Origin of the sequence: Rhodobacter capsulatus (assembly GCF_003254295.1) — a bacterium.
GTDB classification, from domain to species: domain Bacteria; phylum Pseudomonadota; class Alphaproteobacteria; order Rhodobacterales; family Rhodobacteraceae; genus Rhodobacter; species Rhodobacter capsulatus.
Genome location: NZ_QKZO01000001.1, coordinates 218,098 through 244,464 on the forward strand (window position 1 = coordinate 218,098; position 26,367 = coordinate 244,464).

The following is a 26,367-nucleotide window of genomic DNA, read 5'->3' on the forward strand; positions in this document are numbered from 1 at the left end:
ATCGCGGCGAATTCCGGCGAAACTGCGACGCGGGCGTGACATCCGGGGCGATCAGGGCGGGGCGATCAGGGCGCGGCGATCAGATCCCGGGCCAGACCGCCCGAGACCGTCAACGCCGCCTCGGGGGTCAGCCGCACCATCAGCCCCCGCTTGCCGCCATTCACGACGATCTGCGCCTGCCCCAGCGCCGCGGCCTCGAAGGCCACCGGCACCCGCTTCTTCTGCCCGAAGGGCGAGATTCCCCCGGTGTGAAAGCCGGTCAGCCGCTCGGCCTTGTCGACGGGCATCATCGCCGCCGCCTTGGCCCCGAAGGCCGCCGCCACCTTCTTCATCGAGAGCGTGCAATCCGACGGGATCACCGCGCAGGCGGGCTTGCCATCGACCTCGACCATCAGCGTCTTAAGCACCTCGGCCGGATCGGCGCCGATCGCCGCCGCCGCATGCAGGCCGATCTTGTCCTGCCCGGCGACGTAGTCATATTCGATCCGCTCGAACGCCACCTTGGCGGCCTCGAGCGCCCGGGTGGCGGGGGTGGCTGTGCTCATCGGGCTCTCCTTTCCCCTGTCTTGCCAAGACCCCTGCCCGCCGTCAACGCCCCCGTCAACGCCCGGATTCCGTTGCGTCGCAACCGCAGGATGTCCCGCCTTTGCCGTTGCCAGACACCCCCCGCCCGATAGGATTTGACGTCAGGGAAAGGGAGGAGAAGATGCAGATTTCAGAGAGGGTGTTTGTCGTCACCGGCGGCGGCTCGGGGCTGGGGGCGGCCGTGGCGCGGATGGTCGTCGATGCGGGCGGCAAGGTGGTGATCGTCGATCTGAACGCCGAGGCCGGGATGGCGATGGTCTCGGATCTGCGCGCGGCCTCGCGGTTCTGCCGTGCCGATGTGGCGCAGGAAGCGGACGGCAGGGCCGCCATCGCGCTGGCGGTCTCGGTCTTTGGGCGGCTGGATGCGCTGGTGAATTGCGCGGGCATCGCGCCGGGCGAAAAGATCCTTGGCCGCGAGGGGCCGCACCGGCTGGACAGTTTCGCCCGCGCGGTGACGGTGAACCTTGTCGGCACCTTCAACATGCTGCGGCTGGCCGCCGAGGCGATGGCGGGCAATGCCCCCGGCCCGGGCGGCGAGCGCGGGGTGATCGTCAACACCGCCTCGATCGCGGCCTTTGACGGGCAGATCGGACAGGCGGCCTATGCCGCGTCCAAGGGCGGCGTGGCGGCGCTGACGCTTCCGGCCGCGCGCGAACTCGCCCGGCATGGCATCCGCGTCGTCACGGTGGCGCCGGGGATTTTCCGCACGCCGATGATGGCGGGTCTGCCGCAGGAGGTGCAGGACAGTCTGGGCGCCTCGGTCCCCTTTCCGAACCGGCTGGGGGACCCCGCGGAATATGCCGCGCTGGTGCGTCACATCTGCGAAAACCAGATGCTGAACGGCGAGGTGCTGCGGCTTGACGGCGCTTTGCGGATGGCGGCGAAATGACGGGGGAGACGATGGATCCGGTGGTGATCGTGGGGGCGGCCCGCACGCCGATGGGCGGGTTTCAGGGCGCTTTTGCCGATCTTGCCGCCGCCGATCTGGGCGCGGTGGCGCTTGGCGCGGCGCTGTCGCGGGCGGGCATCCCCGCCGAAGATGTCGACGAAGTGCTGATGGGCTGCGTCCTGCCCGCGGGTCAGGGACAGGCCCCGGCGCGGCAGGCGGCGCTGAAGGCGGGTCTACCGCTTGCGGCGGGCGCGACGACGGTCAACAAGATGTGCGGCTCGGGCATGAAGGCGGCGATGCTGGGCCATGACCTGTTGCTGGCCGGTTCGGCGCGTGTCGTGCTGGCGGGCGGGATGGAGAGCATGACGAATGCCCCCTATCTGCTGCCGAAAGCCCGCGGCGGGCTGCGGCTGGGGCATGGGCAGGTGCTTGACCACATGTTTCTGGACGGGCTTGAAGATGCCTATGACCGCGGCCGGTTGATGGGCACCTTTGCCGAGGATTGCGCCGAAGCGTTCGGGTTCACCCGACAGGCGCAGGACGATTACGCCATCGCCTCGCTGACCCGGGCGCAGGCGGCGATTGCGGCGGGGCATTTCGCGGCGGAAATCGCGCCGGTGGTGATTTCGGGCAAGACCGAGGTCCGGGTGGACACCGACGAGCAGCCCGGCAAGGCGCGGCTGGACAAGATCGCGACGCTGAAACCGGCTTTCCGGCCGGGCGGCACGGTGACGGCGGCGAATTCCTCCTCGATCTCGGACGGGGCGGCGGCGCTGGTGCTGATGCGCGCCTCGGAAGCCGAGGCCCGCGGGCTGACGCCCTTGGCCCGGGTGCTGGGCCATGCGACCCATGCCGATGCGCCGAACCTGTTTCCGACGGCGCCGATCGGCGCGCTGAGGAAGCTGTCGGGAAAGCTCGATCTGGATCTGCGCGCGGTCGATCTGTTCGAGGTGAACGAGGCTTTCGCGGTGGTCGCCATGGCGGCGATGCGGGCGCTGGACCTGCCGCAGGAACGGGTGAACCTGCATGGTGGCGCCTGTGCTTTGGGGCATCCGATCGGCGCCTCGGGGGCGCGGGTGCTGGTGACGCTGATTGCGGCGCTGCGGACGCACGGGCTGAAAACCGGCGTCGCGACGCTCTGCATCGGTGGCGGCGAGGCCACGGCGATGGCGGTCGAGCTGATGGCGTAGGCCGGGTTCGTGCGGCTCGTTGGCCAAGGCCATCGCCTTGGCCATGCGAGACAGAGGCCCCGGGACCGCCGGGGGCCCAAAGGCCCTCGGCCAGCGCCCGCCCCGCCCATGGCGGGCGCTTCTCGCCCGCCGGGGCAGGCGCCGGCCTCTGTTGCGCTTGCCGGAAACGGTCCCCGGGACGCGGGCTCACCGGCGGGCGGGGAAAGGCGATGCCTTTCCTTTTCCGCCCGAGATCGACGGCAGCCAATTTGCCCCGCACCGCAAGGCTTCGTGTTCATGTCGCAAGGCTTCGGGTTGGCATCGCCCCCCGGCCTGCGCTAGAAGAGCGCAAGCCAAAGCCAGCCCGGAGACGCCAGATGCCGCATTATCGTTCCCGCAAATCGACCCATGGCCGCAACATGGCGGGGGCGCGTGGCCTCTGGCGCGCGACCGGCATGACGGATGGCGATTTCGGCAAGCCGATCATCGCCGTCGTCAACTCCTTCACCCAGTTCGTGCCGGGGCACGTGCATCTGAAGGACCTTGGCCAGATGGTCGCGCGCGAAATCGAGGCCGCGGGCGGGGTCGCCAAGGAATTCAACACCATCGCCATCGATGACGGCATCGCCATGGGCCATGACGGGATGCTCTATTCGCTCCCCTCGCGCGAGGTGATTGCCGACAGCGTCGAATACATGGTCAACGGCCACTGCGCCGATGCGATGGTCTGCATCTCGAACTGCGACAAGATCACCCCCGGCATGATGATGGCGGCGATGCGGCTGAACATCCCCGTCATCTTCGTTTCCGGCGGGCCGATGGAGGCGGGCAAGATCAGCCCCGACGTGATCGACCATGACCTGGATCTGGTCGATGCGATGGTGGTGGCCGCCGACGACAGCTACACCGATGAACAGGTCGAGGCGATCGAGAAAGCCGCCTGCCCGACCTGCGGATCTTGTTCCGGCATGTTCACCGCCAATTCGATGAACTGTCTGGCCGAGGCGCTGGGTCTGGCGCTGCCCGGCAACGGCTCGATGCTGGCGACCCATGCCGACCGCAAGGCGCTGTTCCTCGAAGCCGGGCGGCGCATCGTCGACATCACCAAGCGCCACTACGAGGGCAACGAACCGGGCCTTCTGCCGCGCGACATCGCCACCCGGCAGGCGTTTGAGAACGCCATGAGCCTTGATATCGCGATGGGCGGCTCCACCAATACCGTGCTGCACCTCTTGGCCATCGCCTACGAAGGCGAGGTGAATTTCACCATGGACGACATCGACCGGCTGTCGCGCAAGGTGCCGGTGCTGTGCAAGGTCGCTCCGGCGAAACAGGACGTGCACATGGAAGACGTGCACCGCGCCGGTGGCATCATGGGGATTCTGGGCGAAATGGGCCGGGCGGGGCTGCTGCATCTGGACGCCCGCACCGTGCATTCCGCCTCGATGGGCGAGGCGATCGCGACCTGGGACGTGATGACGGCGAATGATCCGGCCGTCGACAGCTTCTACCGCGCCGCGCCGGGCGGCGTGCGCACCACCGAGGCGTTTTCGACGCAAAACCGCTACAAGGAGGTCGACCGCGACCGTCAGTCGGGCGTGATCCGCGCGGCCGAACATGCGTTCTCAAAGGACGGCGGTCTGGCGGTGCTGTTCGGCAATATCGCGCTGAATGGCTGCATCGTGAAGACGGCGGGCGTGGACCCGTCGATCCTGAAATTCACCGGCACGGCAAAAGTCTTTGAAAGCCAGGACGATGCGGTCTCCGGCATCCTGACCGGCAAGGTCACCGAGGGCGAGGTGGTGGTGATCCGCTACGAAGGCCCGCGCGGCGGCCCCGGCATGCAGGAGATGCTTTACCCGACCAGCTATCTGAAATCGAAAGGCCTGGGCAAGAAATGCGCCCTGCTGACCGATGGCCGCTTCTCGGGCGGGACCTCGGGGCTCTCGATCGGCCATGTCAGCCCCGAGGCCGAGGAAGGCGGGCTGATCGGTCTGGTGGAAACCGGCGACGTGATCGAGATCGACATTCCGAACCGCAGCATCCATCTGGCGGTGGCCGAGGCGGTGCTGGACGCGCGGCGCGCCGCCAAGGGGCCGCTGCCCTGGACGCCCGCGGCGCCGCGTCCGCGCCAGGTCTCGACCGCGCTCAGGGCCTATGCGATGTTCGCGTCTTCGGCGGCAAAGGGTGGCGTGCGCATCCTGCCGAAGTGATCGCGGCATCGGCGCAGGGAACAGGCCCCCGCCGCGGGGGCCTTTTTCATCGCCGATCCTCAGGACCAGGTGTGCAAGACATGCGCGGCGGCGGCGATCATCGCCCAGATCACCCCATGCACCAGCGCCAGCGCGCCCAGCCCCGCCACCACCCCGGCCATCACCCAAAGCCCGTCCCGCTCGAACAGGCCGATGCCGATCAGCGCCAGCGCGAAGGCCGGACCGATATTGCCAAGCGGGATCGGCAGCGTCAGGACGATCGCCAGCACCAGCGCCAGAAGCCCCAGCCCCTGCTCGGCCCAGCGCGAGGACAGGAAGCTCAGCCGCGGTTGCAGCATCTTCTCGGCGCGCAAGAGCCGCGGCACGACCACCGCCGCCAGACGGGCGAAATCCGCCCGCGCGATCGAGCGTGTGGCGATGAAGGCGGGAAACCGCGGCGGCCCGCCGATCAGCATCTGAAAGGTCAGGAAGATCAGCGGCAGCCCCAGCACGGCCGAGGTCCCCGGCGGCGTCGGCAGCACGTTCGGCAGCGAAAAGATCACCAGAAGCGGGCCGAAGGCGCGCACGCTGAGCCGGTCGAGCAAATCGGAAAGCGCGATCCTTTCGCGGCCCTGATCCTCGGCCAGTTCCGTCAGCAGATCCGACAGCCGCTCGGGCCGCGGCTGACGCGCCAGACGCGCGCGCAGCTTCGCGGCGACGGCCCGGGCGCGGGCCCGGGCGGCGGGGCCGGACATCCGGCTCATGCGCGGCGCCCCGGGGGACTGCCGGTCAGGGAAGCGGGGCACATGGCAATTCGGCACGACATGAGCGGGAATCACAAGGGTCAGAAGAGGATATCTCGCAGATAGGCCGCCCCTTCGCGGCGCGCAAGTCCGCGGCAGCCGATTGTTGCGCCCGGGCCGTTCAGGGGGTGACGGCGTAAAGGATGAAACCCGAGGCCGGGGCATAGCTGTCATAAAGCGCCCGCGCCGGGGTGTTCGTCTCCGCCGTCAGCCAGCGCACCGAGCTGTAGCCGCGGCCGCGTGCAAAAGCCCGGACATGGTCGATCAGCGCCCGGCCGACGCCCTTGCCGCGCGCCTGCGGCAGGGTGAACAGGTCGCTCAAATAGACCACCATCCCGCCCGAGAGCGAGCGATGCATCAGCGAATATTGCACGAGACCCAGCGCGGTGCCATCCGCGTCGCGGGCAATGTCGGCCCAATAGGGCTCGGTTTCGGACTGGATCCAGTCCCAGACCCGAGCCTCGGCCGCGGTGGCATCGGTGCGATAAAACGCGGCATAGGCCCGGAACAGGGCCTCCCAATCGGGGCGGTCGGCGGGGGTGACGGGGGCAATGGTCAGGGTCATCGGCGGTCTCCTTTGGCACAGGGAAGCGCAGGCAGATGGCGACGGCAAGCGGGCAAAACGGGCGATCACGGCCCGGATTGCACGAAACCCGGCCCCGTGCGATGCTGCGCCATGGCCGAGATCGTCAATCTGAACCGTTTCCGCAAGCAAGCCGCCCGCGCCGAGGCCAAGGCCGCGGCCGATGCCAATGCCGCCAAATTCGGCCGCACCAAGGCGCAAAAAAAGCTGGAAGAGGCCGAGGCCGCCCGGGCTCGCGCCGCGCTTGAGGCGCATCGGCGCGCCGACGACTCCGGGGACGAGGCGTGAGCGAGGCGCCGCGCAAACATTCGCTGACGCTGGGCGGGCACCGCACCTCGGTCTCGCTCGAGGACGCGTTCTGGACCGGTTTCAAGGAGCTGGCCGCCGCCCGCGGCCTTGGCCTGAACGAGGCCGCACGCGAGATCGACGCCGGCCGCGATCCGGGCACCGGGCTGGCCACGGCGATCCGGCTTGCGGTGTTGCGCCACTACCGCGACCGCTGCACCAGCCCCGAGCGCACCGCGGCTTCGCAGGCCGCCGCCAGATCCTTGCGCGAGGGATAGTCCGACACATCGAGCGGCGCGTGGAACACCACCTCGGCCGCGCCCTGCCGGGCGACCGAGAGCACCTTGGCCAGATGCGCGGCAAAGGGCATGTCCCGCCACCAGCCGTAAAACCGCGGATCCTCGCCCTCGGGGGCGGTGTAATTCACCGTGACGGGCTGGATCTGCATCACCTTGTCCAGCCCGTGGGTGTAAAAGGCGGCAAACAGCGTCGTCTTGAACGGCAGCACCTGCAGCCCGTCGGTCGAGGTGCCCTCGGGGAAGAACAGCAGATGGTGGCCGTCGCGGATGCGGCCCTCGAACAGCGCCTGCTGCGCCTTCGCCTCGCGCGGGTCGCGGCGAATGAAGACGGTGCCGGTGGCGCGGGCCAGCCAGCCGATGAAGGGCCAGCCCGCCACCTCGGCCTTGGAGACGAAATAAAGCCGCTGGCAGGCGTTCAGGGTGAAGATGTCGAGCCAGCCGGTGTGGTTGGCGACGACGGCGCCAATATGCCGCATGGGGCGGCCGCGCACGGAATAGCGCAGCCCGAGGATGGCGAGGCAGATCCGGCAGACGACGGTGGTGATCGCCGGGGTCCAGGGCCGGTGCCCGCCATGCAGCGGCCGCTCGATCAGCCGCAGCGCGAGATGCAGGGCCAGCCCGAGCAGCAGCACCAACGCCATCGGCCCGCCGCGCAGGATCAGCCGCGCCCGCCCCGCCAGCGTCGGGGGCTTCTCGGGCGGCGGTTCGTCGCCCATCCAGATCGGCCGTGTCATCCGCGCCCCTCCGCCCGTCGGGTATAGAACTCCCGGTGCTTTTCCGACATCGCCTGCGTATCCATCAAAAGCATGACATCGGTGGTGTTGAAGGGCCGGTCGACAAAGGCGCCCTCGCCGACGAAACCGCCCAGCCGCAGATAGGCCTTGATCAGATTGGGCATCGCATCGAGCGCCGCGCGCCGGTCCAGCGCCTCTTTCGGCACCAGATCCATGTTTTGAAACTGCGTCGCGCGCGGGCGCAGCCCCTCGGGGGCAAGATGGTGGTGATGCAGCCAGGAGAGCGGCTGTCGCAGCGCCGCGACATCGGTGCCGTGAAACGAGGCGACGCCGAACAGGATCTCGATCTCATGCGCCAGAACGTAATCGGCCAGCGCATTCCACAGCATCAGCATCGCCGCGCCGCCGCGGTGATCGGGATGCACGCAAGACCGCCCCAGCTCCAAGAGCCGCCGTCCCGAGGCGCGCAGCGGCGTCAGATCATATTCCGCATCGCAGTAAAAGCGCCCGATCTCGGCCGCCCGGTCCGAGCGCAACAGCCGGTACGCCGCCACCACCCGATCCAGATCGTCTTCAGGCCGCGCCGTGTCGATCAGCACGAGATGGTCGTAAAGCGGGTCGAATTCATCGGCTTCGAGCCGGTTTTCGTGATCGATCAGCGGCCCCGCCCCGCCCAGTTCCTCGACGAAAACGGCATAGCGCAGCCGTTGCGAGGCCCTGATCTCCTGTGCATCCCGCGCCAATCTGATTTCATAAGAAAGCGGTGCTGCCGCCATGCTCAAAGCCTTCCGTCTGCGTTCACGTGTACGCGCCCGCGCGCAAGGCTGCAATGACGCGGGACACATGCCCCGCACGGCGAAAGGGTCCGGGCCGTGAGGCGGGGCTGTTAACCATTCTTAAAGCTGTTAACCTTTTATCAACCTTGGTCGGGAATAACGAGGGCAAGCTGCACCCGTCGCCCGTCGATCACCTGTTTGCCTGCATGTTCGAAATTGACCGTCACCCTGTCGCCGACGCGCGACTGCACCTGTCCCAGCCCCCAATCGGGGGCCTGGGGGTTTTTCACCAGCATCCCCGGTTCCAGAAACGCGTTCATCCTGCCCTCGCTTCGGCGACCCCCGAAAGGGAAATCCACCATGACCCATGACGCCTTCGTCCCTGCCCCGCCGCCCGAGACCGCGCCTACCGAGGCCGATCTTGTTGCTCTTGTCGGGTCGCGACTCTGCCACGACCTTATCAGCCCTTTGGGGGCGATCGGCAACGGGGTGGAATTGCTGACCATGTCCGGGCTGGCCGACAGCCCCGAAGTGCAGCTGATTTCCGAAAGCGTCGCGGCGGCCAATGCGCGGATCAAGTTCTTCCGCATCGCCTTTGGCCAGGCCTCGGCCGATCAGCGCATCGGCACCCCGGAAATCCTTGGCGTGCTTGAGGAAATCTCGCGCGGGGGGCGGCTGAAATACCACTGGCTTGGCGCGGGCGACCAGTCGCGCCGGGTGGTGAAACTGATCTTCCTCGGGCTCTTGTGCCTGGAGCCCGCGCTGCCCTGGGGTGGCGAAGTCGTGATCTCGGAAGAAGACGGCGAATGGCGTCTGGTCGCCCAGGCCAAGCGCACCAAGCCCGATCCCGAGCTCTGGGCGCGGCTTTCGGGCAGTCTTGCCACGGTCTCCCCGGCGCAGGTGCAGTTCCTGCTCTTGCCGCGCGAGGCCGGGCATCAGGGGCGGCGCGTCGTCTGGGAGGTGGCCGAGACGGGCGTCGAGATCCGGTTCTGAGCCTTTGGCCCTAGGCCCGGATCGTCCCGTCGCCGCGCACCAGATATTTGAACGAGGTCAGCTGCTCGGCCCCCACCGGGCCGCGCGCATGCAGCTTGCCGGTGGCGATGCCGATTTCCGCCCCCATGCCGAATTCGCCGCCATCGGCGAACTGGGTCGAGGCATTGCGCATCAGAATGGCGCTGTCGAGCCGTTCGAAGAACCGCGCCGCGGTGGCGTCGTTTTCCGTCAGGATCGATTCGGTGTGGCTCGACCCATAACGGCGGATATGGTCGATGGCGCCGTCCACCCCGTCCACGAGCTTCGCCGCGCAGATCATGTCGAGGAATTCGCGGCCGAAATCCTCCTCGGCCGCGGGTTTGGTGCCCGGGATATGCGCCAGATCGACCGAAACCCGCATCTCGACGCCCTTGGCGATCAGGTCTTCGATCAGCACCGCGCCGTGTCTTTCGTAAAACGCCCGGTCGATCAGCAGGCATTCCATCGCGCCGCAAATGCCCGTCCGGCGGGTTTTCGCATTCACCACCACACGGCGGGCTTTCTCCAGATCGGCCTCGGCATCGGCGTAGATGTGACAGATGCCCTCCAGATGCGCGAAAACCGGCACCCGCGCCTCGGCCTGCACAAGGCCCACCAGCCCCTTGCCGCCGCGCGGCACGATCACGTCGATATGGGCCACCGCGCGCAGCATCTCGGCCACGGCGGCGCGCTCACGGGTGGGGACAAGCTGGATCGCCGCTTGCGGAAGCCCGGCCGCCTTCAGACCCTCGACCATGCAGGCGTGAATGGCGCGCGAGGAATGGAAGCTTTCCGAGCCGCCGCGCAGGATCACCGCATTGCCCGCCTTGAGACAGAGCGCGCCCGCATCCGCCGTCACATTCGGGCGCGATTCGTAGATCACCCCGATCACGCCCAAAGGCGTGCGGACGCGCTGGATGTGCAGCCCCGTCGGCCGGTCCCATTCGGCGATCACCTCGCCCACCGGATCGCGTTGCGCAGCGACCGCGCGCAGCCCCGCGACGATGCCGCGGATACGGCCCTCGTCCAGCATCAGCCGGTCCATCATCGCGGGGGAAAGGCCTTTTTCACGGCCAAAGACCATGTCTTCGGCATTGGCGGCCAGGATTTCGTCCTTGCGGGCGGCGACGGCCTCGGCGGCGGCGATCAGCGCGGCCTCCTTGCGCGGCGCCGGGGCAAAGGCCAGCTCGGCCGCCGCGGCCCGGGCCGCCCGGCCCATGGTGTCGATCAGGGTTTTCGCATCCAGCTCGTCGCGCATCAGACATCCTCCGTTGGGCGCGTGATACGCCACGAAGGGGGAAGCGTCCAGAGGGAGGGGGAAAGTGGCGCGGTTGACGGGGCTCGAACCCGCGACCCCCGGCGTGACAGGCCGGTACTCTAACCAACTGAGCTACAACCGCGCGATGGGGGTTCACTACCGGCTGCGGCAGGGGGCGTCAAGCGGGAAAGCGCAGTTGTCTGGCGGGGGCGGTCGGGTAAGCTGGGAGGAGTGCGAGGGGTATGAGATGACCGAGGCAGAGACGGCCTATCAAGCGGCGCTGGAAGAAATCGAGCGGGTGAAGCGGGAGAAGCGGGTTGAACTGGACCTCTCTGGCGAGGCGCTCCGGGCGCTTGACCGGATTCCGTCCGCGCTTGCCGAGCTGAGGTGGCTGCAGGGGATTTATCTTAACCAAACAGCCGTCCGAGATCTGTCTCCGCTGGCCGGACTGTCAGCGCTGCAAGGTCTCCGGCTTGAGGAAACCGCCGTCTTCGATTTATCCCCGCTGGCTGGAATGACGGGGTTACAAGCCCTGTGGCTCGAGGGAACCGCCGTCCGCAATATAGATCCGCTGGCCGGGCTAAACGCGCTTCTAATTCTACAGCTCAGCGAAACAGCCGTAAGCGATCTGTCCCCGCTGGCTGGGATCACCGGACTGCAAGCCCTTGAGCTTGCCAGAAGCGCGGTGGTCGATTTGAGGCCCATTCGAGGGCTCGACAAATTGGGCACGGGTGCGCGCCCTGGCCTGCACTTCACCAACACCCCCGCCACCCGTGCCGATGCGGAACTGGCGCGGCTGTCCGATATTGACGACGACGCGATCAGAACCCGCGAAACCCTCGCGTATCTGAACACCCTCCCGCCGTGGCCCGAGCCCTATCTGCCCAAAGCCCGCCCCGACGGCAAACCGCCCGAGTGGATCGGGCAGCCTCCTGCCCCTGCCATCCCCGTATCCGCTCCCGCGCCGCTGCAGGTCATCGAAGTGGATGGGGTGTTGCGTCCAGCAATGCTAGGGGATGGGCTTGATACGAAAAACCGACTGTTGGCACAGCAGGGCTGGCAAGCCTTGCGCGACTATCTCGCCGATCTGGCCGAGTTACGCCCCCGCATCGGCAATCAGATGCCGACCATGGACAAGGCCCTGACCCGGTTCGAGGCCGGTTTGGGCGAGAATTTCGGGCAGGTGAACGCCATCGCTCTTGGCACGCATGGCAACCGGATCATACGCTTGGCCGCGACCGCGGAAGATTCGCTTGCCGCCGCCGATGCCGCCGAACTCGTGGAGTTTGCCGCCGCCATTGCGCTGTTCCTTGAGCGGCTTGCGGACTGGCGGGCCTATCGGGAGGATGCCCTTTCGCATCCCCCGAGTGCAGCAGAGGTGCAAAGCGCCCTGCCCCCCATCGAGGCGATTGTCGATGAACTGTTCGACCGCGCCGAAATCGACCCCGAGATTGGCCAAAACCTTAAAGACCAACTGGCCGCCGTGCACGAGGAGACCGGGGATGCGCTTACCGCCAAGGGCCTGATCGCCTCGACACGCAACGTGCTGGGCCGCTTGGCCGAAGTGGCGTGGCGAGGTGTCAAAACCGTTGGGAAACTCAGCGGTGAAACGGCAAGCTTTGCCGCCAATGTCCTTACAATCTTGACCACGACAAGGGACGCACTTCATACACTTGCGACGACGCTGCCCGAACAGTTCGGCTGGCTGGAGGCGGTGCTGAAGGCGCTGAAGATTTAGCGACGCCAAAACTCCGCTGGCTTCGGCCTGCCCCGCCACCCCGAAAAACAAAAGCCCCCGCTTTCGCGAAGGCTTTTTGAAAGTGGCGCGGTTGACGGGGCTCGAACCCGCGACCCCCGGCGTGACAGGCCGGTACTCTAACCAACTGAGCTACAACCGCGCATTTCTCCCGGGCCGTAACCGCGGGCGTGGGAGGCTTCTACGCATCCGCGCCCCCCCCGTCAAGCGGTCAAACGCGAAAATTTCACCACAGCAGCGCCGCGAACTCCGCCTGCTCCTCTTCGTCAAGCAAAGCCACCGCCGTGCGGCTGTCGGTCACCAGATCCTGCAGCAGATGTCCCGCCAGCGCCGCATGCAGCGCCACGACCTTGTCGGTCCCGCCCGCCAGACCGATCACCCGGCGGCGCCGGAAATCGGGCGCGGCGGGCGCCAGCGTGCGGGCGGCCAGCGCCGTTTGCAGCTCGCGGCCCTCCTCGTCGAAGAATCGGCCCAGAATCTCGCAGGCGGCGCCAAGGCCGACGATTTCCGCCAGATCCTCGGCGCCGATCATCCCGAACTGATGCAGCTGGTTTTCCGGCGCGCCGCGGCCGATGCCCACCACCCAGACCTCGGCCTGCAGCGCCATCTCGGCGACCCGGCGCAGCATCGGCTGGCGCAGCAGATCCGCCGCCTCCTCGGGCGTGGTCGCGTAAAGCGGGCTCGGAAAGGGAAAGGCCTGCGCCCCCAGCCGCTGCGCGATCTGGCTCATCACCACATGCGGATAGGCGGCATGGGCACAGGTCAGCTCGCCCAGAAGCGAGACGAAGCGCAGGTTGCCCACCCGCATCTCGGGCAGTTGCGCCACCATCGCGGCGATGGTCCGGCCATGCGACACCCCGACGATGCCCGGGGCCGAGCGCGCCTGCAGCACCCGCATCAGATGCCGGGCCGCGGCGGCGGCGATCATCGGCCGCGGCTCGGTCTGGTCGCGCGGCATCAGCGCGATGCAGACGGTGCCCAGCCCGAAACGGTCGCGCAGGCGGCGGGCGAGACGGCGGATCAGCCGCGCCCCCTCGGCGGCGCCCGGCGGCGGCACGGCCTCGCTCGGGCGCTGATCCAGCAGCGCCTGCACCCGTTCGGGCGGCAGACCAAGCCGCCAGCCGATCTCCTCGACCGAGAGGCCGCCGATGTCATGCAGCCAGCGCGCCCGCGATTCGGGCGTGTCGGGATGGGGAAGCCTGTGCGGCGGTGCGGTCATGCGCCTGATCCTCCGATACCGGCCAGAACGATGGCGCGCGGCCGCGGCTCTTCGGTCAGGTAGCGCGCCTCGAAACTGCGCAACGACAGCGGCCGCCCCAGCAGGAACCCCTGCATCGCCGGGCAGCCCTCCTCCTTCAGGATGCTGAACTGCGCCTCGGTCTCGACCCCCTCGGCGATCGCGCGCAGGCCCAGCGCCCCCGCCATCGCCAGAATCGCCCGCATCAGCGCCCGGGCGCGGCCGGGCTCGGGCCCCTCCAGACCGCGCACGAAGGACCGGTCGATCTTGATTTCCGCCACCGGCAGGCTTTGCAGCACCCCCAGCGCCGATTGCCCGGTGCCGAAATCGTCGATCGCGATCTTGTAGCCGACGTCGCGCAGCCGTTCGAGATTGCGCCGCTGCCGCAGCCCCGGCGCGGCCAGCCCGGTCTCGGTCAGCTCCACCGTCACCTGTTCGGGGTCCAGCCCGACGCGCAACAGCCGCTCGGCCAGATCGACATGGCCCGGCGCGTCCAGCGTCGTCGCATTGATGTTCACCGCCAGCGGCAGCCGGATCCCCCGCGCCGCCCAGTCGGCCATCATCATTCCGGCCAGCCGCATCACCTCGAGGTCGATCGCCGAGACCAGCCCGTCCACCTCGGCCACCGGAATGAATTCCGCAGGCGAGATCGGCCCCAGCTCGGCATCGGTCAGCCGCAAAAGCGCCTCGGCGCCGATCAGCCGGATCCCCTCGCGCACGTCGAATTTCGGCTGCAGATGCAGCTCGAAACTGCTCTCCTCCAGCGCCCGGTGCAACGCCTGCGCCACCGCGGTGCGGCGTTCGAACTGCGCCCCGATCTCGGGCGAGAACAGCGTCACCGTGTTGCGGCCGCGCGCCTTCGACTGGTGCATCGCCATGTCGGCCGCGCGCAACAGCGCCTCGGCGCAGCCGCCGGGCCCCGCGTGCAGCGCCACCCCGATCGAGACGGTCAGGAAGCATTGCCGCCGCTGCAGCCGCATCGGCCGGGCAAAGGCGCGCACGATGTCCCAGCTGCGCGATTCGGCGGCCAGCGCATCCGCCCCGGGCAGCAGCACGACGAATTCATCTTCGTTGGTGCGCGCCAGCAGCGCCCCCTCGGGCAGGCCCTGCTCCAGCCGCTTCGCCGCCGATTTAATCAGCTGATCCGCGGTCTCGTGGCCCAGCGTGTCATTGATCAGCCGGTGATTGTCGAAATCGATGCACAGGACCGCGATTCCGCCGCCCTCGGCCTCCGGACGGGTCAGCCTTTCGCCCAGACGCCGCATCATCAGATAGCGGTCGGGCAGGCCGGTCATCAGGTCATGGGTGGCGATGAAGCGGGCATTGTCGATCGATTGCTCCAGCTGCTGGCCAAGATCGTGCAGGGTGGTGATGTCCGACAGCGACAGCAAAAGCCGCCCGCCCCCGGGATCGCCCGGCAGCGGCACCAGATCGACCTGCAACAGCCGCAGCCGCCCGGCGCGGCGCAGCCGGATCAGCACCGGGCCGCTGTGGCCGGGATCCTCCATCGCGGCGGCAAGGTCCGCCCGCCCCTCCTCGATCGGCAGCACGTCGAACACCGCCCGCCCGCAGACCGCGACCGCGCCGAAACCCGTCAGCGCCGAGGCCTCGGGATTGGCGAAGACGACGCGGTCCTGCGCATCCAGCACGATCTTGCCGCTGGGCAGCGCATCAAGGATCGTCGTCAGCCGGTCGCGTTCGCGCGCCAGCTCGCCCTCCAGCGTCGAGACCGCGGTCATGTCGAGATCGCAGCCCATCAGAAAGCTCATCTCGCCCGAGGGATCCCAGCGCACGGCGCGGCAAAAGGACAGGAAGGTGACCCAATGCCCCAGCCGATGCCGCGAGCGCGACAGATGTTGCACCAGCGCGCCGCGACGCAGGCGGGCACGCGTCTCGGGGGAATCGAAGCCCGCGACATCCTCGGGGTGGCTCATCCGCGCCCAGTCGTCATGGCTCAGGGGCTCGAGCGCGTCGGGGCTGTAGCCCAGCCGCTCCTTCCACGAGGCCGACACGTTCAGCGCGCCGCTGCGCAGATCGACATTCCACGACGAGGTGGGGGTAATTCCGGCGTTTTCCAGCGTGCTGCGCGCCACCTGCAGCGCGGCATCAAGGCGAAACAACCGCCCCGAGGCCGAAAAGCGCGGGCTGACGGCGGCGGGCTCGGCCGGTTCGAGACAGGTCAGGATGAAATCCTCGCCGCCCGCCCCCCAGCGCATCCGCAACAGGATCCCCCGCGCCGAAGAGGTCTCGGGCAGGTCCAGCCCCAGCCGCGCCGGAGCGGGGCCGACGCTCAGGAAGCGGCACAGATCGGCGCGGTCGTCGGGGTGGAAAAGCTGCGCGAAGGCGGCAAGGTCAAGGGTCAGATCCCCCGGCGCACAGCCCAGAACGATCAGCGGTCCGGCGGCGCCGATCCGCAGCCGCCAGGACAGCTCGCCGACACAAGCGGACGCCAGAGCGCCGGATGCCGGATCGAAACGGGGGGTGCGAACGACCAATCTCGTCTCCGATTTCTCCCTTTTGTTGAAAATCCTAGCATGGTTTCAGGCATCGGGCGAGCGCTATCACTCACCCCGGAGCTGTCCTGCCGCGCGTCAGGAGGCCTTGGGCGGCGGGGCGCTGCGGTCGGCCCCGGTCAGGCAGATCAGCTCGGCGCCGAAGCGTGCCGCCAGCGCCCTGCCCCGGCTTTCGCCCAGCACCATGCAGGCACTGGCCAGCGCATCGGCGCGCATGCAGCTCTCGGCCAGCACCGTGACCGAGGCCGGACCGCCGATCAGCGGCGCGCCGCGCGACGGGTCCATCGTATGCGCCAGATGGCGGTCGCCGACGCGGACCCAACGCCGGTAATCGCCCGAGGTGGCGATGGCGATGTCGTTGAGTTCAAACATCGCATGGATGGCGCGATGGCCGAAATCGGGGCGTTCGAGCGCCACCGCCCAGCCGCGGTCGTTTCCGTCCCGGTCGCGGGGCGGTCTGCCGATGGCGCGCAGCTCGCCGTCGATCGCGGCCAGCGCACCCTCGATCCCCGCCGCGCGGGCGGCCGCGATCAGCCGGTCAACGCCGTAGCCCTTGGCGATGCCGCACAGATCAAGGCTCATCTCGGCATGTTTGCGGGCGCGGCCCTGCGCCGGGTCCAGGTCCAGCACCTCGAAACTGGGGCGGCGTTCCCGGGCCATCGCGGCCCGGATCGCGATTTCATCCGCGGGCACCGGGCCGAAGCCCCAGGCGCGGACGGCATCGCCCATCGCGATCTCGAAGGCGCCGCCACTTTCGCGGCCGATGAAGAGCGCCTCCGCCAGCACCTCCATCAGCTCGGGCGGCAGATCCTGCCAGACCCCGAGCCGCGCCGCATTGAAGCGCATCAGATCGCTTTGCGGCTTCCAGGTCGACATCTGCGCATCGATCCGGTCCACCTCGGCCTGACAGGCGGCGCGCAGGGGCGCGGGGTCGAAGCCCGGCTCGGGATGCAGCGTCAGCGCCCAGCGCGTGCCCATCGTCGCCCCGTTCAGCACCAGGCGGGCGGTTTCAGTAGACATCTTCGGCATAGCGTCCCTCGGCTTTCAGGCTGGCGGGCGTCTGCCCGATGGTGGACAGGATCTCGGCCAGCGCCGCGCGCACCGCCCCGGCCATGTCGCGCCCGCCGCAGACCATGATCTGCGCCCCCGCGCCGATCAGCCGCGCCAGTTCGGACGCGTCGGCGCGCAGCGCGTCCTGCACATAGGTCTTCGGCCCGTGACGGGAAAAGGCGGTGGTGAGGCGCGTCAGCTGCCCCGCGGCCTGCCAGTCGCGCAGCTCGGCCTCATAAAGCAGGTCGCTTTGCGGCGCGCGGGCGCCGAAATAAAGCTGCATCGGCTGGTGGCGGCGATTGGCACGGATGAAGCCCGCCAGCGGCGCGACACCGGTGCCCGCGCCGATCAGGATCACCGGCTTGCGGCCCTTTTGCGGCCGGAAACCGGGGTTGCGGCGGCCAAAGCCCGCGATCGTCGCGCCGGGGGCCAGATCGGTCAGCTGCCCCGAACAAAGCCCGCCCGGATGCCGACGCACGCAGATCTCCAGAAATCCGTCCTGCGCCGATGAGGCGAGCGAATAGAACCGCGGCAGGTCCGAGCCCCGGGGCAGGATGCCGATCAGATCGCCCGCCTCGAAGCGCGCAAGCCCCTGCCCGGTCAGCCGTTGCCAAAGCGTCGGGCGCGGCAGGGCAAAGCGCAGGATCGAGGTCGGCGCCTGCACCTCGGCGCCATGATCGCGCCGCGAGATCAGCGTGAGGGTGCTGGTCTTCGGCCGTTCGGGCAGATGCGTCAGATCAAGCGGCAGCGACAGGACGGCGCCCAGATCGCGGCTCCAGCGGGCGAAATCCTGCGCCGATTGCCGGTCGACGGTGGCCATCGGCAGCAGGTCCGTCCAGCCGATCCGCGCCGCCACCGCGCGCAGGCTTTCGGCAAAGCCGCAGAACTGCGGGAAGGAGCGGTCGCCAAAGCCAAGGATTGCCAGCGGCGCAGTCGGGGCGGATGTCAGCGCCGCGATGCGGTCCAGCACGCCCTTGGCGGCGGTCGGCGCTTCGCCCTCGCCATAGGTGGCGGCCAGGATCAGGAAGCGGCGGGCCTGGGGGTAGCGGGCGGGGTCGAATGTGGCCAGCGGCGCGGTGTGAACCTTTTGCCCGGCTGCGGTCAGGCCATTGTGAAGCGTCCGGGCAAAGCCCCAGGTCGTGCCGCCCTCGGAGGCCACGAGCACCACGGTTTCGGCCAGCTGGGCGCGGGCATTGCGGCGGATACGACGGGTCGCGCGCAGACCGGCCCACCAGTGTTGCGCCCCGCTCAGCGCCAGCGCGGGCACCGACAGGGACATCAGCCCCAACAGCAGACCCAGCACCGAGGCCCCCTGCCCCGTATGCAGCATCACCATGATTTCCGTGGCTTTTTCGAAAAACCCGGGGGTGGCCGAGGACAGCATCGCCCCGGTTCCCGGATCGATCAGCGCCACGCCCCCCTCGGTCACCAGCTTGAACGTGTCGGTCGGATCGTCGGGCGAGGGCAGCGAGAGTTCCCTCAGCGCATGGGCAGGGGTATTGGCCAGCGCCGGGATCTGGTCATAGGCGAGCCGCGGCAGGTTCGCCGCAGCCAGCGCGGGCGCGGGTTCCGCCGCACCATCGGGCAAAAGCGAGAACATCGACGCGGTCATCCAGAGCGCGGTGACCGAGGACAGGATCAGCCCGCCCACGGCAAAGCGCGCCAGTTCGACATGCAGCCGCCCGGCAAAGGGGCCGCGGCTGCGGCCAAACCAGCGGTTCCAGCCGCCCATCCGCCGCGCCACGAGCCACAGGCCCGAGATCGCCAGCGCCAGCATCAGCGCCGCGCCCGCCGCCGCGACCAGCCGCCCGGTGTCCCCGGCGAACAGTTCGCGGTGCAGATCGGTCAGGACCCGCGATCCCGGCAGCGGATCGGGGCTGCCAAGATCGGCGCCGGTCGCGGGGTCGATCACCGCCGCGCCGGGCCTGCCGCCCTCGAACCACCAGGCCACCACGCGCCCCGAAGGCGCGCGGCGGATCTGTTCCAGACCGGGATGGGCCGAGGCCACCCGTGCCGCCAGATCGGCGACCGTCAGCGTGCTTGCGGCCTGCGGCACGGCAAGCCGTTCCAGCGCCGGGTAAAGCGACAGCGCAGCCCCAGAAAGCGCCAGAACGAAAACCAGAAGCGCCGCCAGAAGGCCCGGCCAACGGTGCAGATGTCGCAGCACGGGAATGCCTCCTATTTCAGGGGTTTACTTGGAAACGGTCAGGCTCTGGACGAAGTATTTCCCCGCCACCGGCTTGCCCAGATTGTCCGAGGTGAGCGGGATGGTGACATCGTCGCGCACGTCCGACATCTTCTCGACCGAACTGTCGACATGCAGGACATAACCCTGATCAAACAGCGTGTCGGCCAGATCGAGGGTGATCGTCAGTTCCCGACCCGCCCCCACCGAGGCCCCGGTGATGCCATCGACCTGCGCGGTATTGCCGCCGGTCGCGGCATACCAGCCGCCCAGGTGGCTGTAATATTTCGCCTTGCCGCCCGCCATCCACAGGCTGCCGACATAGCCGCCACTCGCATCGGTGACGTAATAGGCGAGATAGGCGCCATCGCCGCCGTAGGCGCTCATCTGCGTGGTGAAGGTGACCGGGGTGGCCAAGGCCATCCCCGGAACAAGCGCGGTCGAAAGCGCCAGAGCGGTGTGAAACGGTTTCATCGCGGCCCCCTCAGTTCGTTTGCACTTGCGGTTTCGAGCCCGGCGCGAAAAGGCCGTTCGCGGGCGGGGCGACGGTGCCAGCCGCCGCCGGGGCGGCGCCGCAGCCGGTCGCGCCGGGCGGGCAGTTGCGGCCGCGACGATCATCATCGTCATCGTCGTGATGGCCGTGGTGGCCGTGATGGCCGAACCAGCCGAAAAAGCCGTCATCGTCGTCATCATCGTGGTCATTTCCGGCCAGCTGCACGGGCTGCGCGGGGGCGATCTGCGCCGCATCGGCCGGGACGGTGCCCGCGAAACGCGGCGCGTCGATCGGCGCGGCCGAAAGCGCGCCAACCACGGTCGAGGACAAAAGCACCGCAAGGGCGATCAGGGGAAGAGAGGATTTCATCTGCGATTTCCTTTGGTTGCATGAGACATGAGAGCACCCTGCCCGGACCGTGGGTCCGGGGAAGATGCTGTGTCGGGAAGGGTGGGCGACGGCTCCGACCAAGGAAAAACCGCCGCCCTGCCGGGCGGGCCCGGATCAGTCGTCGTGATGGGAGGAACGATCCTTGTCGTCGTGGTCATCGCCGCGGCGGCGGTGATGGTCATCATCATCGTCGTCGCCGCGGCGCAGGATCTGCAGCGAGCCGGGGTCCAGCCGCATCCGCACCCGCGCCCCGGTGCCGTCCCGCGCATCGACTTCGTAACAGCCGTCGTCGATCTTGATGCGCCGCACCGTCAGGCCCTGCTGTTCCACCAGCGCCCGCACCGCCTCGCGCGGTTGCCAGTCGGCCATCGGCACGGTGCAGTCATTGTCATGCGCGGCGGCGGCGGGGGCCTGCGCCAGCACCGCCAAGGCGGCGAAAGCGGACAGGAAGCGGAAAGCGGTCATCGGGTCCTCCAATCAGGATGAGGCCCTTCTGACCTCCGAAACTGACGACAAGCTGAAGCATTCGAAAAACCTGCTTCAGCTTCCCGTCAGCTTGGCACAGGATAGGGCAAGGGTGAACAAGGAGCCCCGCCATGCGTATCCTCATCGTGGAAGACGACGCCGTTCTGGGGGCCGCGGTGCGCGATCAGGTGGCGGCCGACGGCCATTCGGTCGATTGGGCGATGCGGCTTGATCAGGCCGCGGATGCGCTGGCGGTGGCGGCCTATGATCTGATCCTGCTGGATCTGATGCTGCCCGACGGCCGCGGCATCCCGTTTCTGAAAACCCTGCGCACGCAGGGGGTTGCGACGCCGGTGATCATCCTGACCGCGCTGGATCAGGTCTCGGACCGGATCGAGGGGCTGAATGCCGGGGCGGATGATTATCTGGTCAAGCCCTTCGATCTGGCAGAGCTGACGGCGCGGATCGGTTCGGTGGCGCGGCGCTATGCGGGCAATCCCAATCCGGTGCTGAAGCTGGGCGAGCTGGAAATCGACCTTGCCGCGCGCGATCTGCGCCGGGCGGGCAAGGCCGTCGCGCTGACGGCGCGGGAATGGGCGCTCTTCGAGCTGCTTCTGTCCCGCCCCGGGCAGATCTTTCCCAAACGCGATCTGGAAGACCGGCTTTATTCTTTCGATGACGAGATCGGCTCGAACACTTTGGAAGTGCATGTCTCGCGGCTGCGCAAGAAACTGGGCGCGCGCGTGATCGAGACCGAACGCGGCCTTGGCTACCGGCTGGTGCGCGGATGAAACGCCGGTCGCTGCAATCGCGTCTGGCCATTGCGGTCGGGCTTCTGGTCACCGTGCTGTGGATCGCGGCGGCCAGTGTCACCGCCTGGCGGCAAAGGCTGCAGATGGATGCGATGTTCGATGCCTCGCTGCAGGAAACCGCGCATCGGGTCTTGCCGCTGGTGGTTTCCGACATCCTGAGCCGCGGCGATCTGGTGACGGGCACGCAAAGGGTGCCCGCGGTGCGGCCGCATGACGACAGCTTCAGCTACATCGTGCGCGACGACAAGGGCGCGATCCTGCTGATCTCGCATGGGGCCGATCCGGGGCTGTTTCCGGCCTGGGACGGGATCGGCTTTCGCACCACGCAGGCGCTGCGGCTTTACAATGACGCGGCGCTGCAGGGCACGGTGCGGATCTCGGTGGCCGAGCCGATGGCGCATCGCAAGCGCATGGCTTTCGAGGTGCGGATGGGGCTTCTGGCGCCGATCGCGCTGGTGCTGCCCTTGACGCTCGCCGGGATTGCCGGGCTGATCCGCTACGGTTTCGCGCCGCTGCGGCAGTTCCGGCTGCGGCTTGCCCGGCGCGGGGCGGCCGATCTGACGCCGGTGGACGCGACCGACCTGCCCGCCGAGGTGCAGCCGCTGGCCGAGACGCTGAACGCGCTTCTGACCCGGCTGGACGACGCCTTTCAGGCCGAACGCAGTTTCGCCGCCAATGCCGCGCATGAGCTGCGCACGCCGCTGGCCGGGGCGATCGCGCAGGCGCAACGGCTGCGCGCCGAGACCACCGACCCGGCGGTGATCGCGCGGGCCAGCGACATCGAAACCGTGCTGAAGCGGCTGACCCGGCTCTCCGAGGGGCTGATGAGCCTTGCCCGGGCCGAGGGCGGGCGGCTGCGGCGCGAGGCGGTGCAGGATCTGCGCCCGGTGGTGCGGATCGTCACCGAGGATGCGATGCGGCTGGCGGGCGGCGCCAAGGTCACGCTCGATCTGCCCGAGACGCCGGTTCTGTCCGATCTCGACCCCGATCTGTTCGGCATTCTGGTGCGCAATCTGGTGTCGAACGCGCTGCGCCATGGCGCCGCGGGGGCCGAGGTGCGGTTGCGGCTGGAACCGGGGCTTTTGCGGGTCGAGAACGACTGCGATCCGGTCGCGCCCGAGGATCTGGCGCGGATCGGGGCGCGGTTCGAACGCGCCCCGGGCGCCGGGCGCGGCGGCGCGGGGCTTGGTCTTGCCATCGTGCAGACGATCCTGACCCGCGCCGGGGGCGAGCTGCGCCTGACCTCGCCCCTGCCCGGTCAGAGCCGCGGCTTTGCCGCCGAAGCCCGGTTCGCCCTCCGCCAGCAGATGTGAAAAAGCCCCGGTGCTGCGCCCGGGGCTTTCGGGGATTTCCGGGCGGGATCAGCCCTTGAGATCCAGGAAGAACTGATAGGCTTCCTTGGCCGTGTAGTTTTCATGCACGACCTTCGCCACCGCCTGGATCATCGCCACCGGGGCTTCCGACTGGAAGATGTTGCGCCCCATGTCGACGCCCGCCGCGCCCTGATCGATGGCTTTATAAGCCATGTCGAGCGCCTCAAGCTCCGGCAGTTTCTTGCCGCCTGCGATCACCAGCGGCACCGGGCAGCCCGCCGCAACCTTCTCGAAGCCCTCTTCGACGAAATAGGTCTTCACGTAATGCGCGCCCAGTTCCGCCGCGATCCGCGTCGCCAGACCGAAATAGCGGGCGTCGCGGGCCATGTCCTTGCCGACCCCGGTCACGGCCAGCGTCGGGATGCCGTAACGGGTGCCGGTGTCGATCAGCTTCAAGACGTTGGTGATCGATTTGTGCTCGTATTCCGAGCCGATATAGACCTGCGCCGCCATCGCGCAGGCACCGAGACGGATCGCATCCTCGATCTCGACCGCGACGGTTTCATTCGACAGTTCCGTCAGGATCGAATTGCCACCCGAACAGCGCAGCGCGACGGGCTTGGTGTTCGTCGGCGGCACGGTCGAGCGCAGCGCGCCCCGCGTGCACATCAGCACGTCGGCATGATCGGCGAGCGGCAGGATGTTCAGATCCATCCGCTCGAGCCCGGTGGCCGGGCCCTGGAAATAGCCGTGGTCAAAGGCCAGCATCACCGTGCGGCCGGTCTTCGGGTTGAAGATGCGGCTCAGGCGATTCTTCATCCCCCAGTCGTAATGGGCCGCGCCCTTGAGGAAGAAGCCCTGCAGATCGGCCGGTCGGTCGAGCCCGAAATCCTTGCCTTCCTTGATGTCGTCGAGATCGGCCATGGTCGTTCCTTTCAGTTCAGGCCGGAGCCGGACCCCGGTCCCGGAGGGGGCAGACGGGGTCCGCCCCCCGCCCGCGATCGGCGGCAAGATACCGTGCCCTCTGCGAATGTCCCAGCGAAGCCGTGGCCCCGCAGCCGACATATTGCCGCATCCGCAAGCCTTTGGCGCCGTTTTCAGGGGCGCTGTTTACGCAATGTTTCCGCTTCTGCCCTAGGGTCGGGGCGTCTTGGAAGGGAACAGGAACCGATGAAACACCCGTTGAAATCCGTCTCGGGCAAGCTTGGTCTCGCGGCAGGCCTTGCAATTTCGCTGATCGTTCTGGGCTATACGGCCTATAGCGGCTGGAAAACCTCGGCCCGGGTCGAGGCGCAGGTGATGGAGACGGCGACCGGCAAGGCCAGATTCGCCGCCGGCGAAGTGGCCCGGCAGATGACCGAGGCCGTCGCCACCGCCGAAGCGCTCAATGGCATGATCACCGGCTACCTGCAAAACGGCAAGGCCGAGACCTCCGAGATCATCGCGATGCTTGAAAACGTCCCGATGCGCTACGACAACCTGTTTTCCTCCTGGATGTCGGCGATCCCCGGCGGGCCGACCGACAGTTTCCTGACCGGCGCCGAGGGGCGCAATGCGGCGGGCGAGTTCTCGCCCTACTGGACCAAGGACGGCAAGGGCGGGCTGACCTTCCAGACCTTCCCGATCGATCCGAAGGAAATGTGGTTCGACGTGCCGACGAAAACCGGCAAGAGCCTGACGACAGAGCCCTATCTGACCCAGCAGGGCTATGTCGTCACCTCGATCTCGGTGCCGGTGCAGATCGACGGCAAGATGGTCGGGCTGGTCGGCGTCGACATCACGCTGGACGAGATGTCGAAGATGATGGGGGCGATGGAGACCTTCGAGGGCGGGCGGATGATGCTGGTCGATGCGGCCGGCAAATGGATCGCCAACCCCGACGCGGCGCTGTTCACCAAACCCTATGAAGGGAACGGCGCCGATCAGGTCAAGGCCGCGCTGGCCGATGGCCAGCCGCGGGTGATCGAGGGCTTTGCGGATGGCACGCGCCGACTGGTTTATCCTTTCTCCGCCAAGGGGATGAATGTCACCTGGGCGACCATCCTCGACGTTCCGGGGGCGGTCTTCACCACCCCGGTTCACCATGAGGTGCTCTCGAGCACGCTGAGCGGGCTGGCGATTCTGGTGATGACGCTGGGGGTGATCTATCTGGCGGCCTCGGCGCTGGTGCAGCGCCCGCTGGCGCGGATGCTGGCGGCGGTGAACGGGCTGGCGGCGGGGGTCTATGACACCCCGGTTGCGGGCACCGAACGGCACGACGAGATCGGCGCCATGGCCGCCTCGGTCGAGACGCTGCGCCATGTCCTGGCCGACCGCAAGCGACTTGAGGCCGAGCAGGACCGGCTGCGCGCCGAAGCCGAGACGCAGCGCCTGCAACGCGAGGCCGAAGCGGCACGGATGCGCGACGAGCGCGAGGCAGGCCGTCTGGCCGAGGTCGAACGCGACCGCCGCGAGGCCGCCGCGCTCGAAGAGGCCCGCCGCGCCGAGGAAGCGCAGCGCGCGGCCCATGCGAGCGAGCAATCGCAGGTGGTCGACAGCCTGGCCTCGGGCCTGCGCGATCTGGCGCGGGGCGATCTGTCGGTGGCGATTTCGACCCGCTTCCCGCCCGCCTATGAACAGCTGCGGATCGATTTCAACGAAACCGTGGCGCGGCTGTCGGAGGTGATGGGATCGATCGATGCCGCGACGCGTTCGATCACCGGCGGCGTCGCCGAGATCACCAGCGCGACCACCGATCTGTCGCGGCAGGCCGAAACCGCGGCGGCGACGCTGGAGGAAACCGCGGCGGCGCTGAACGAGCTGACCGCCTCGGTGCAATCGGCGGCGCAAAGCGCGCGGCAGGTCGACACCATCGTGCGCGGCGCCACGGAAAAGGCGCGGACCACGACCGAGGTGGTCGAGGAAACCGTGACCGCCATGGGCGCGATCCAGACCTCGTCGGAACAGATCTCGCGGATCATCACCGTGATCGACGACATCGCCTTCCAGACCAACCTGCTGGCGCTGAACGCCGGCGTCGAGGCCGCCCGGGCGGGCGAGGCGGGCCGCGGCTTCGCCGTCGTCGCCTCGGAGGTGCGGGCGCTGGCGCAACGCGCCTCGGAAGCCGCGCGGGAAATCGGCGCGCTGATTTCCAGCTCGGGCGATCAGGTGACGACCGGGGTCGCCCTTGTCGGCCGCGCCGGAGAGGCGCTGCAGGTCATCGTCGAGGCGATCGAGACGATTGCCGGCCATGTCGGCGAGATCGCGGCTTCGGCGGATGAACAGGCCTCGGGCATCGGCGAGATCAATTCGGCGATGAACCAGCTCGACCGCACGCAGCAGCACAATGCCGCCGCCTACGAGGAAACCGCCGCCGCCTGCATGACGCTGAGCGGGCAGACCCGCGGCCTTGAGGAAATGGTCAGCCAGTTCCGCATCGGCAGCGCGCCGTCCGACGCGCAGGACAGCGCCGCCGCCTGAGCCCCCCGCCCTGACCGGGCGGCCCTCCTCCTGCGGCGGCGCCCTCCGGTCGGACGCTCTGCCGCAGGTTTCACGTCGCCTCTGGCGTCCGCGGCGCGGGCGTGGTTGAA

Annotated in this window: 25 protein-coding genes and 2 tRNA genes; 10 read left to right on the plus strand and 17 right to left on the minus strand. The window is 68.4% G+C overall.

From position 1 onward, the window contains the following. Window positions 1–65: 65 nt before the first annotated feature. Entirely contained in the window at window positions 66–545 is a 480-nt protein-coding gene (gene ybaK / locus LY44_RS01050) for a Cys-tRNA(Pro) deacylase (RefSeq protein ID WP_055212331.1), read from the minus strand. 161 nt (window positions 546–706) lie between these two features. Here ybaK and LY44_RS01055 point away from each other — a divergent pair, with 161 nt between their 5' ends. The 3 genes from LY44_RS01055 to ilvD all read left to right on the plus strand — a co-directional run bounded on the left by LY44_RS01055 (window position 707) and on the right by ilvD (window position 4,856). Further along, entirely contained in the window at window positions 707–1,474 is a 768-nt protein-coding gene (locus LY44_RS01055) for a 3-hydroxyacyl-CoA dehydrogenase (protein ID WP_055212329.1), read from the plus strand. A gap of 11 nt (window positions 1,475–1,485) precedes the next feature. Beyond that, window positions 1,486–2,664 (plus strand): acetyl-CoA C-acyltransferase, encoded by a 1,179-nt coding sequence (locus LY44_RS01060; protein WP_201778594.1) that lies wholly within the window; start codon window positions 1,486–1,488, stop codon window positions 2,662–2,664. Between the two features lie 356 nt (window positions 2,665–3,020). Beyond that, window positions 3,021–4,856, plus strand: a complete 1,836-nt coding sequence (gene ilvD / locus LY44_RS01065) for a dihydroxy-acid dehydratase (protein WP_055212326.1) — start codon at window positions 3,021–3,023, stop codon at window positions 4,854–4,856. A 59-nt stretch (window positions 4,857–4,915) separates the two neighbouring features. Here the strand turns inward: ilvD and LY44_RS01070 are convergent, their stop codons facing one another. Then, the gene (locus LY44_RS01070) at window positions 4,916–5,599 is read right to left on the minus strand and encodes an exopolysaccharide biosynthesis protein (RefSeq protein ID WP_081024505.1); all 684 of its coding nucleotides are present in this window, start codon (window positions 5,597–5,599) and stop codon (window positions 4,916–4,918) included. Between the two features lie 160 nt (window positions 5,600–5,759). Then, the gene (locus LY44_RS01075; protein ID WP_055212324.1) at window positions 5,760–6,203 is read right to left on the minus strand and encodes a GNAT family N-acetyltransferase; all 444 of its coding nucleotides are present in this window, start codon (window positions 6,201–6,203) and stop codon (window positions 5,760–5,762) included. Between the two features lie 111 nt (window positions 6,204–6,314). Here LY44_RS01075 and LY44_RS01080 point away from each other — a divergent pair, with 111 nt between their 5' ends. After that, entirely contained in the window at window positions 6,315–6,509 is a 195-nt protein-coding gene (locus tag LY44_RS01080; RefSeq protein ID WP_055212322.1) for a DUF4169 family protein, read from the plus strand. Beyond that, complete coding sequence (locus LY44_RS01085) at window positions 6,506–6,784, plus strand: ribbon-helix-helix domain-containing protein (RefSeq protein WP_055256457.1); 279 nt, start codon at window positions 6,506–6,508, stop codon at window positions 6,782–6,784. The genes LY44_RS01080 and LY44_RS01085 overlap by 4 nt, the downstream gene beginning before the upstream one ends. On the opposite strand, the gene LY44_RS01090 is transcribed toward LY44_RS01085, so the two are convergent. The 3 genes from LY44_RS01090 to LY44_RS01100 form a co-directional block, all read right to left on the minus strand. After that, window positions 6,709–7,539 carry a lysophospholipid acyltransferase family protein gene (locus LY44_RS01090; RefSeq protein WP_081024506.1) on the minus strand — a complete coding sequence of 277 codons (831 nt, stop codon included), beginning with the start codon at window positions 7,537–7,539 and terminating at the stop codon, window positions 6,709–6,711. The two genes, LY44_RS01085 and LY44_RS01090, sit on opposite strands and share 76 nt — an antisense overlap. Continuing rightward, entirely contained in the window at window positions 7,536–8,315 is a 780-nt protein-coding gene (locus LY44_RS01095) for a GNAT family N-acetyltransferase (RefSeq protein ID WP_055212320.1), read from the minus strand. The genes LY44_RS01090 and LY44_RS01095 overlap by 4 nt, the downstream gene beginning before the upstream one ends. A gap of 140 nt (window positions 8,316–8,455) precedes the next feature. After that, window positions 8,456–8,635 (minus strand): DUF3553 domain-containing protein, encoded by a 180-nt coding sequence (locus tag LY44_RS01100; protein ID WP_055212319.1) that lies wholly within the window; start codon window positions 8,633–8,635, stop codon window positions 8,456–8,458. Window positions 8,636–8,675: 40 nt separating this feature from the next. Between LY44_RS01100 and LY44_RS01105 the strand changes: the two genes are divergently transcribed. Further along, a complete protein-coding gene (locus LY44_RS01105) occupies window positions 8,676–9,308 on the plus strand; it encodes a histidine phosphotransferase family protein (RefSeq protein WP_055212317.1) in 633 nt (210 codons plus the stop codon). A gap of 10 nt (window positions 9,309–9,318) precedes the next feature. Here LY44_RS01105 and LY44_RS01110 read toward each other — a convergent pair whose 3' ends face one another. Together LY44_RS01110 and LY44_RS01115 are read right to left on the minus strand one after the other, a co-directional pair. After that, window positions 9,319–10,584, minus strand: coding sequence for a glutamate-5-semialdehyde dehydrogenase (locus LY44_RS01110; RefSeq protein WP_055212315.1), 1,266 nt, complete (start codon window positions 10,582–10,584; stop codon window positions 9,319–9,321). 65 nt (window positions 10,585–10,649) lie between these two features. After that, window positions 10,650–10,726, minus strand: a tRNA-Asp gene (locus LY44_RS01115). A 105-nt stretch (window positions 10,727–10,831) separates the two neighbouring features. Between LY44_RS01115 and LY44_RS01120 the strand changes: the two genes are divergently transcribed. Beyond that, window positions 10,832–12,322 carry a hypothetical protein gene (locus LY44_RS01120; RefSeq protein WP_146707187.1) on the plus strand — a complete coding sequence of 497 codons (1,491 nt, stop codon included), beginning with the start codon at window positions 10,832–10,834 and terminating at the stop codon, window positions 12,320–12,322. Between the two features lie 83 nt (window positions 12,323–12,405). On the opposite strand, the gene LY44_RS01125 is transcribed toward LY44_RS01120, so the two are convergent. The 8 genes from LY44_RS01125 to LY44_RS01160 all read right to left on the minus strand — a co-directional run bounded on the left by LY44_RS01125 (window position 12,406) and on the right by LY44_RS01160 (window position 20,673). Continuing rightward, window positions 12,406–12,482: transfer RNA gene (locus LY44_RS01125), tRNA-Asp, on the minus strand. Window positions 12,483–12,566: 84 nt separating this feature from the next. Beyond that, window positions 12,567–13,559, minus strand: coding sequence for a sugar-binding transcriptional regulator (locus LY44_RS01130; protein WP_055212313.1), 993 nt, complete (start codon window positions 13,557–13,559; stop codon window positions 12,567–12,569). Beyond that, window positions 13,556–16,072 (minus strand): putative bifunctional diguanylate cyclase/phosphodiesterase, encoded by a 2,517-nt coding sequence (locus LY44_RS01135; RefSeq protein ID WP_055212311.1) that lies wholly within the window; start codon window positions 16,070–16,072, stop codon window positions 13,556–13,558. Before LY44_RS01135 ends, LY44_RS01130 begins: the two co-directional genes overlap by 4 nt. A gap of 96 nt (window positions 16,073–16,168) precedes the next feature. Further along, complete coding sequence (locus LY44_RS01140; protein ID WP_223230700.1) at window positions 16,169–17,110, minus strand: FAD:protein FMN transferase; 942 nt, start codon at window positions 17,108–17,110, stop codon at window positions 16,169–16,171. Further along, a complete protein-coding gene (locus LY44_RS01145; RefSeq protein ID WP_055212307.1) occupies window positions 17,100–19,307 on the minus strand; it encodes a PepSY domain-containing protein in 2,208 nt (735 codons plus the stop codon). The genes LY44_RS01140 and LY44_RS01145 overlap by 11 nt, the downstream gene beginning before the upstream one ends. 24 nt (window positions 19,308–19,331) lie before the next feature. Continuing rightward, a complete protein-coding gene (locus LY44_RS01150; protein WP_055212305.1) occupies window positions 19,332–19,799 on the minus strand; it encodes a DUF2271 domain-containing protein in 468 nt (155 codons plus the stop codon). A gap of 10 nt (window positions 19,800–19,809) precedes the next feature. After that, window positions 19,810–20,187 (minus strand): hypothetical protein, encoded by a 378-nt coding sequence (locus LY44_RS01155; protein WP_055212303.1) that lies wholly within the window; start codon window positions 20,185–20,187, stop codon window positions 19,810–19,812. A 135-nt stretch (window positions 20,188–20,322) separates the two neighbouring features. Then, complete coding sequence (locus LY44_RS01160) at window positions 20,323–20,673, minus strand: PepSY domain-containing protein (RefSeq protein ID WP_055212501.1); 351 nt, start codon at window positions 20,671–20,673, stop codon at window positions 20,323–20,325. 131 nt (window positions 20,674–20,804) lie between these two features. Here LY44_RS01160 and LY44_RS01165 point away from each other — a divergent pair, with 131 nt between their 5' ends. Both LY44_RS01165 and LY44_RS01170 read left to right on the plus strand, forming a co-directional pair. Next, on the plus strand, window positions 20,805–21,464 hold the full coding sequence (locus tag LY44_RS01165; protein WP_055212301.1) for a response regulator transcription factor: 660 nt from the start codon (window positions 20,805–20,807) through the stop codon (window positions 21,462–21,464). Then, complete coding sequence (locus LY44_RS01170; RefSeq protein ID WP_055212299.1) at window positions 21,461–22,798, plus strand: ATP-binding protein; 1,338 nt, start codon at window positions 21,461–21,463, stop codon at window positions 22,796–22,798. Before LY44_RS01165 ends, LY44_RS01170 begins: the two co-directional genes overlap by 4 nt. A 48-nt stretch (window positions 22,799–22,846) precedes the next feature. On the opposite strand, the gene lsrF is transcribed toward LY44_RS01170, so the two are convergent. Beyond that, complete coding sequence (gene lsrF / locus LY44_RS01175) at window positions 22,847–23,722, minus strand: 3-hydroxy-5-phosphonooxypentane-2,4-dione thiolase (protein WP_055212297.1); 876 nt, start codon at window positions 23,720–23,722, stop codon at window positions 22,847–22,849. A 246-nt stretch (window positions 23,723–23,968) separates the two neighbouring features. Here lsrF and LY44_RS01180 point away from each other — a divergent pair, with 246 nt between their 5' ends. Next, entirely contained in the window at window positions 23,969–26,257 is a 2,289-nt protein-coding gene (locus LY44_RS01180; protein WP_055212296.1) for a methyl-accepting chemotaxis protein, read from the plus strand. Window positions 26,258–26,367: the final 110 nt, after the last annotated feature.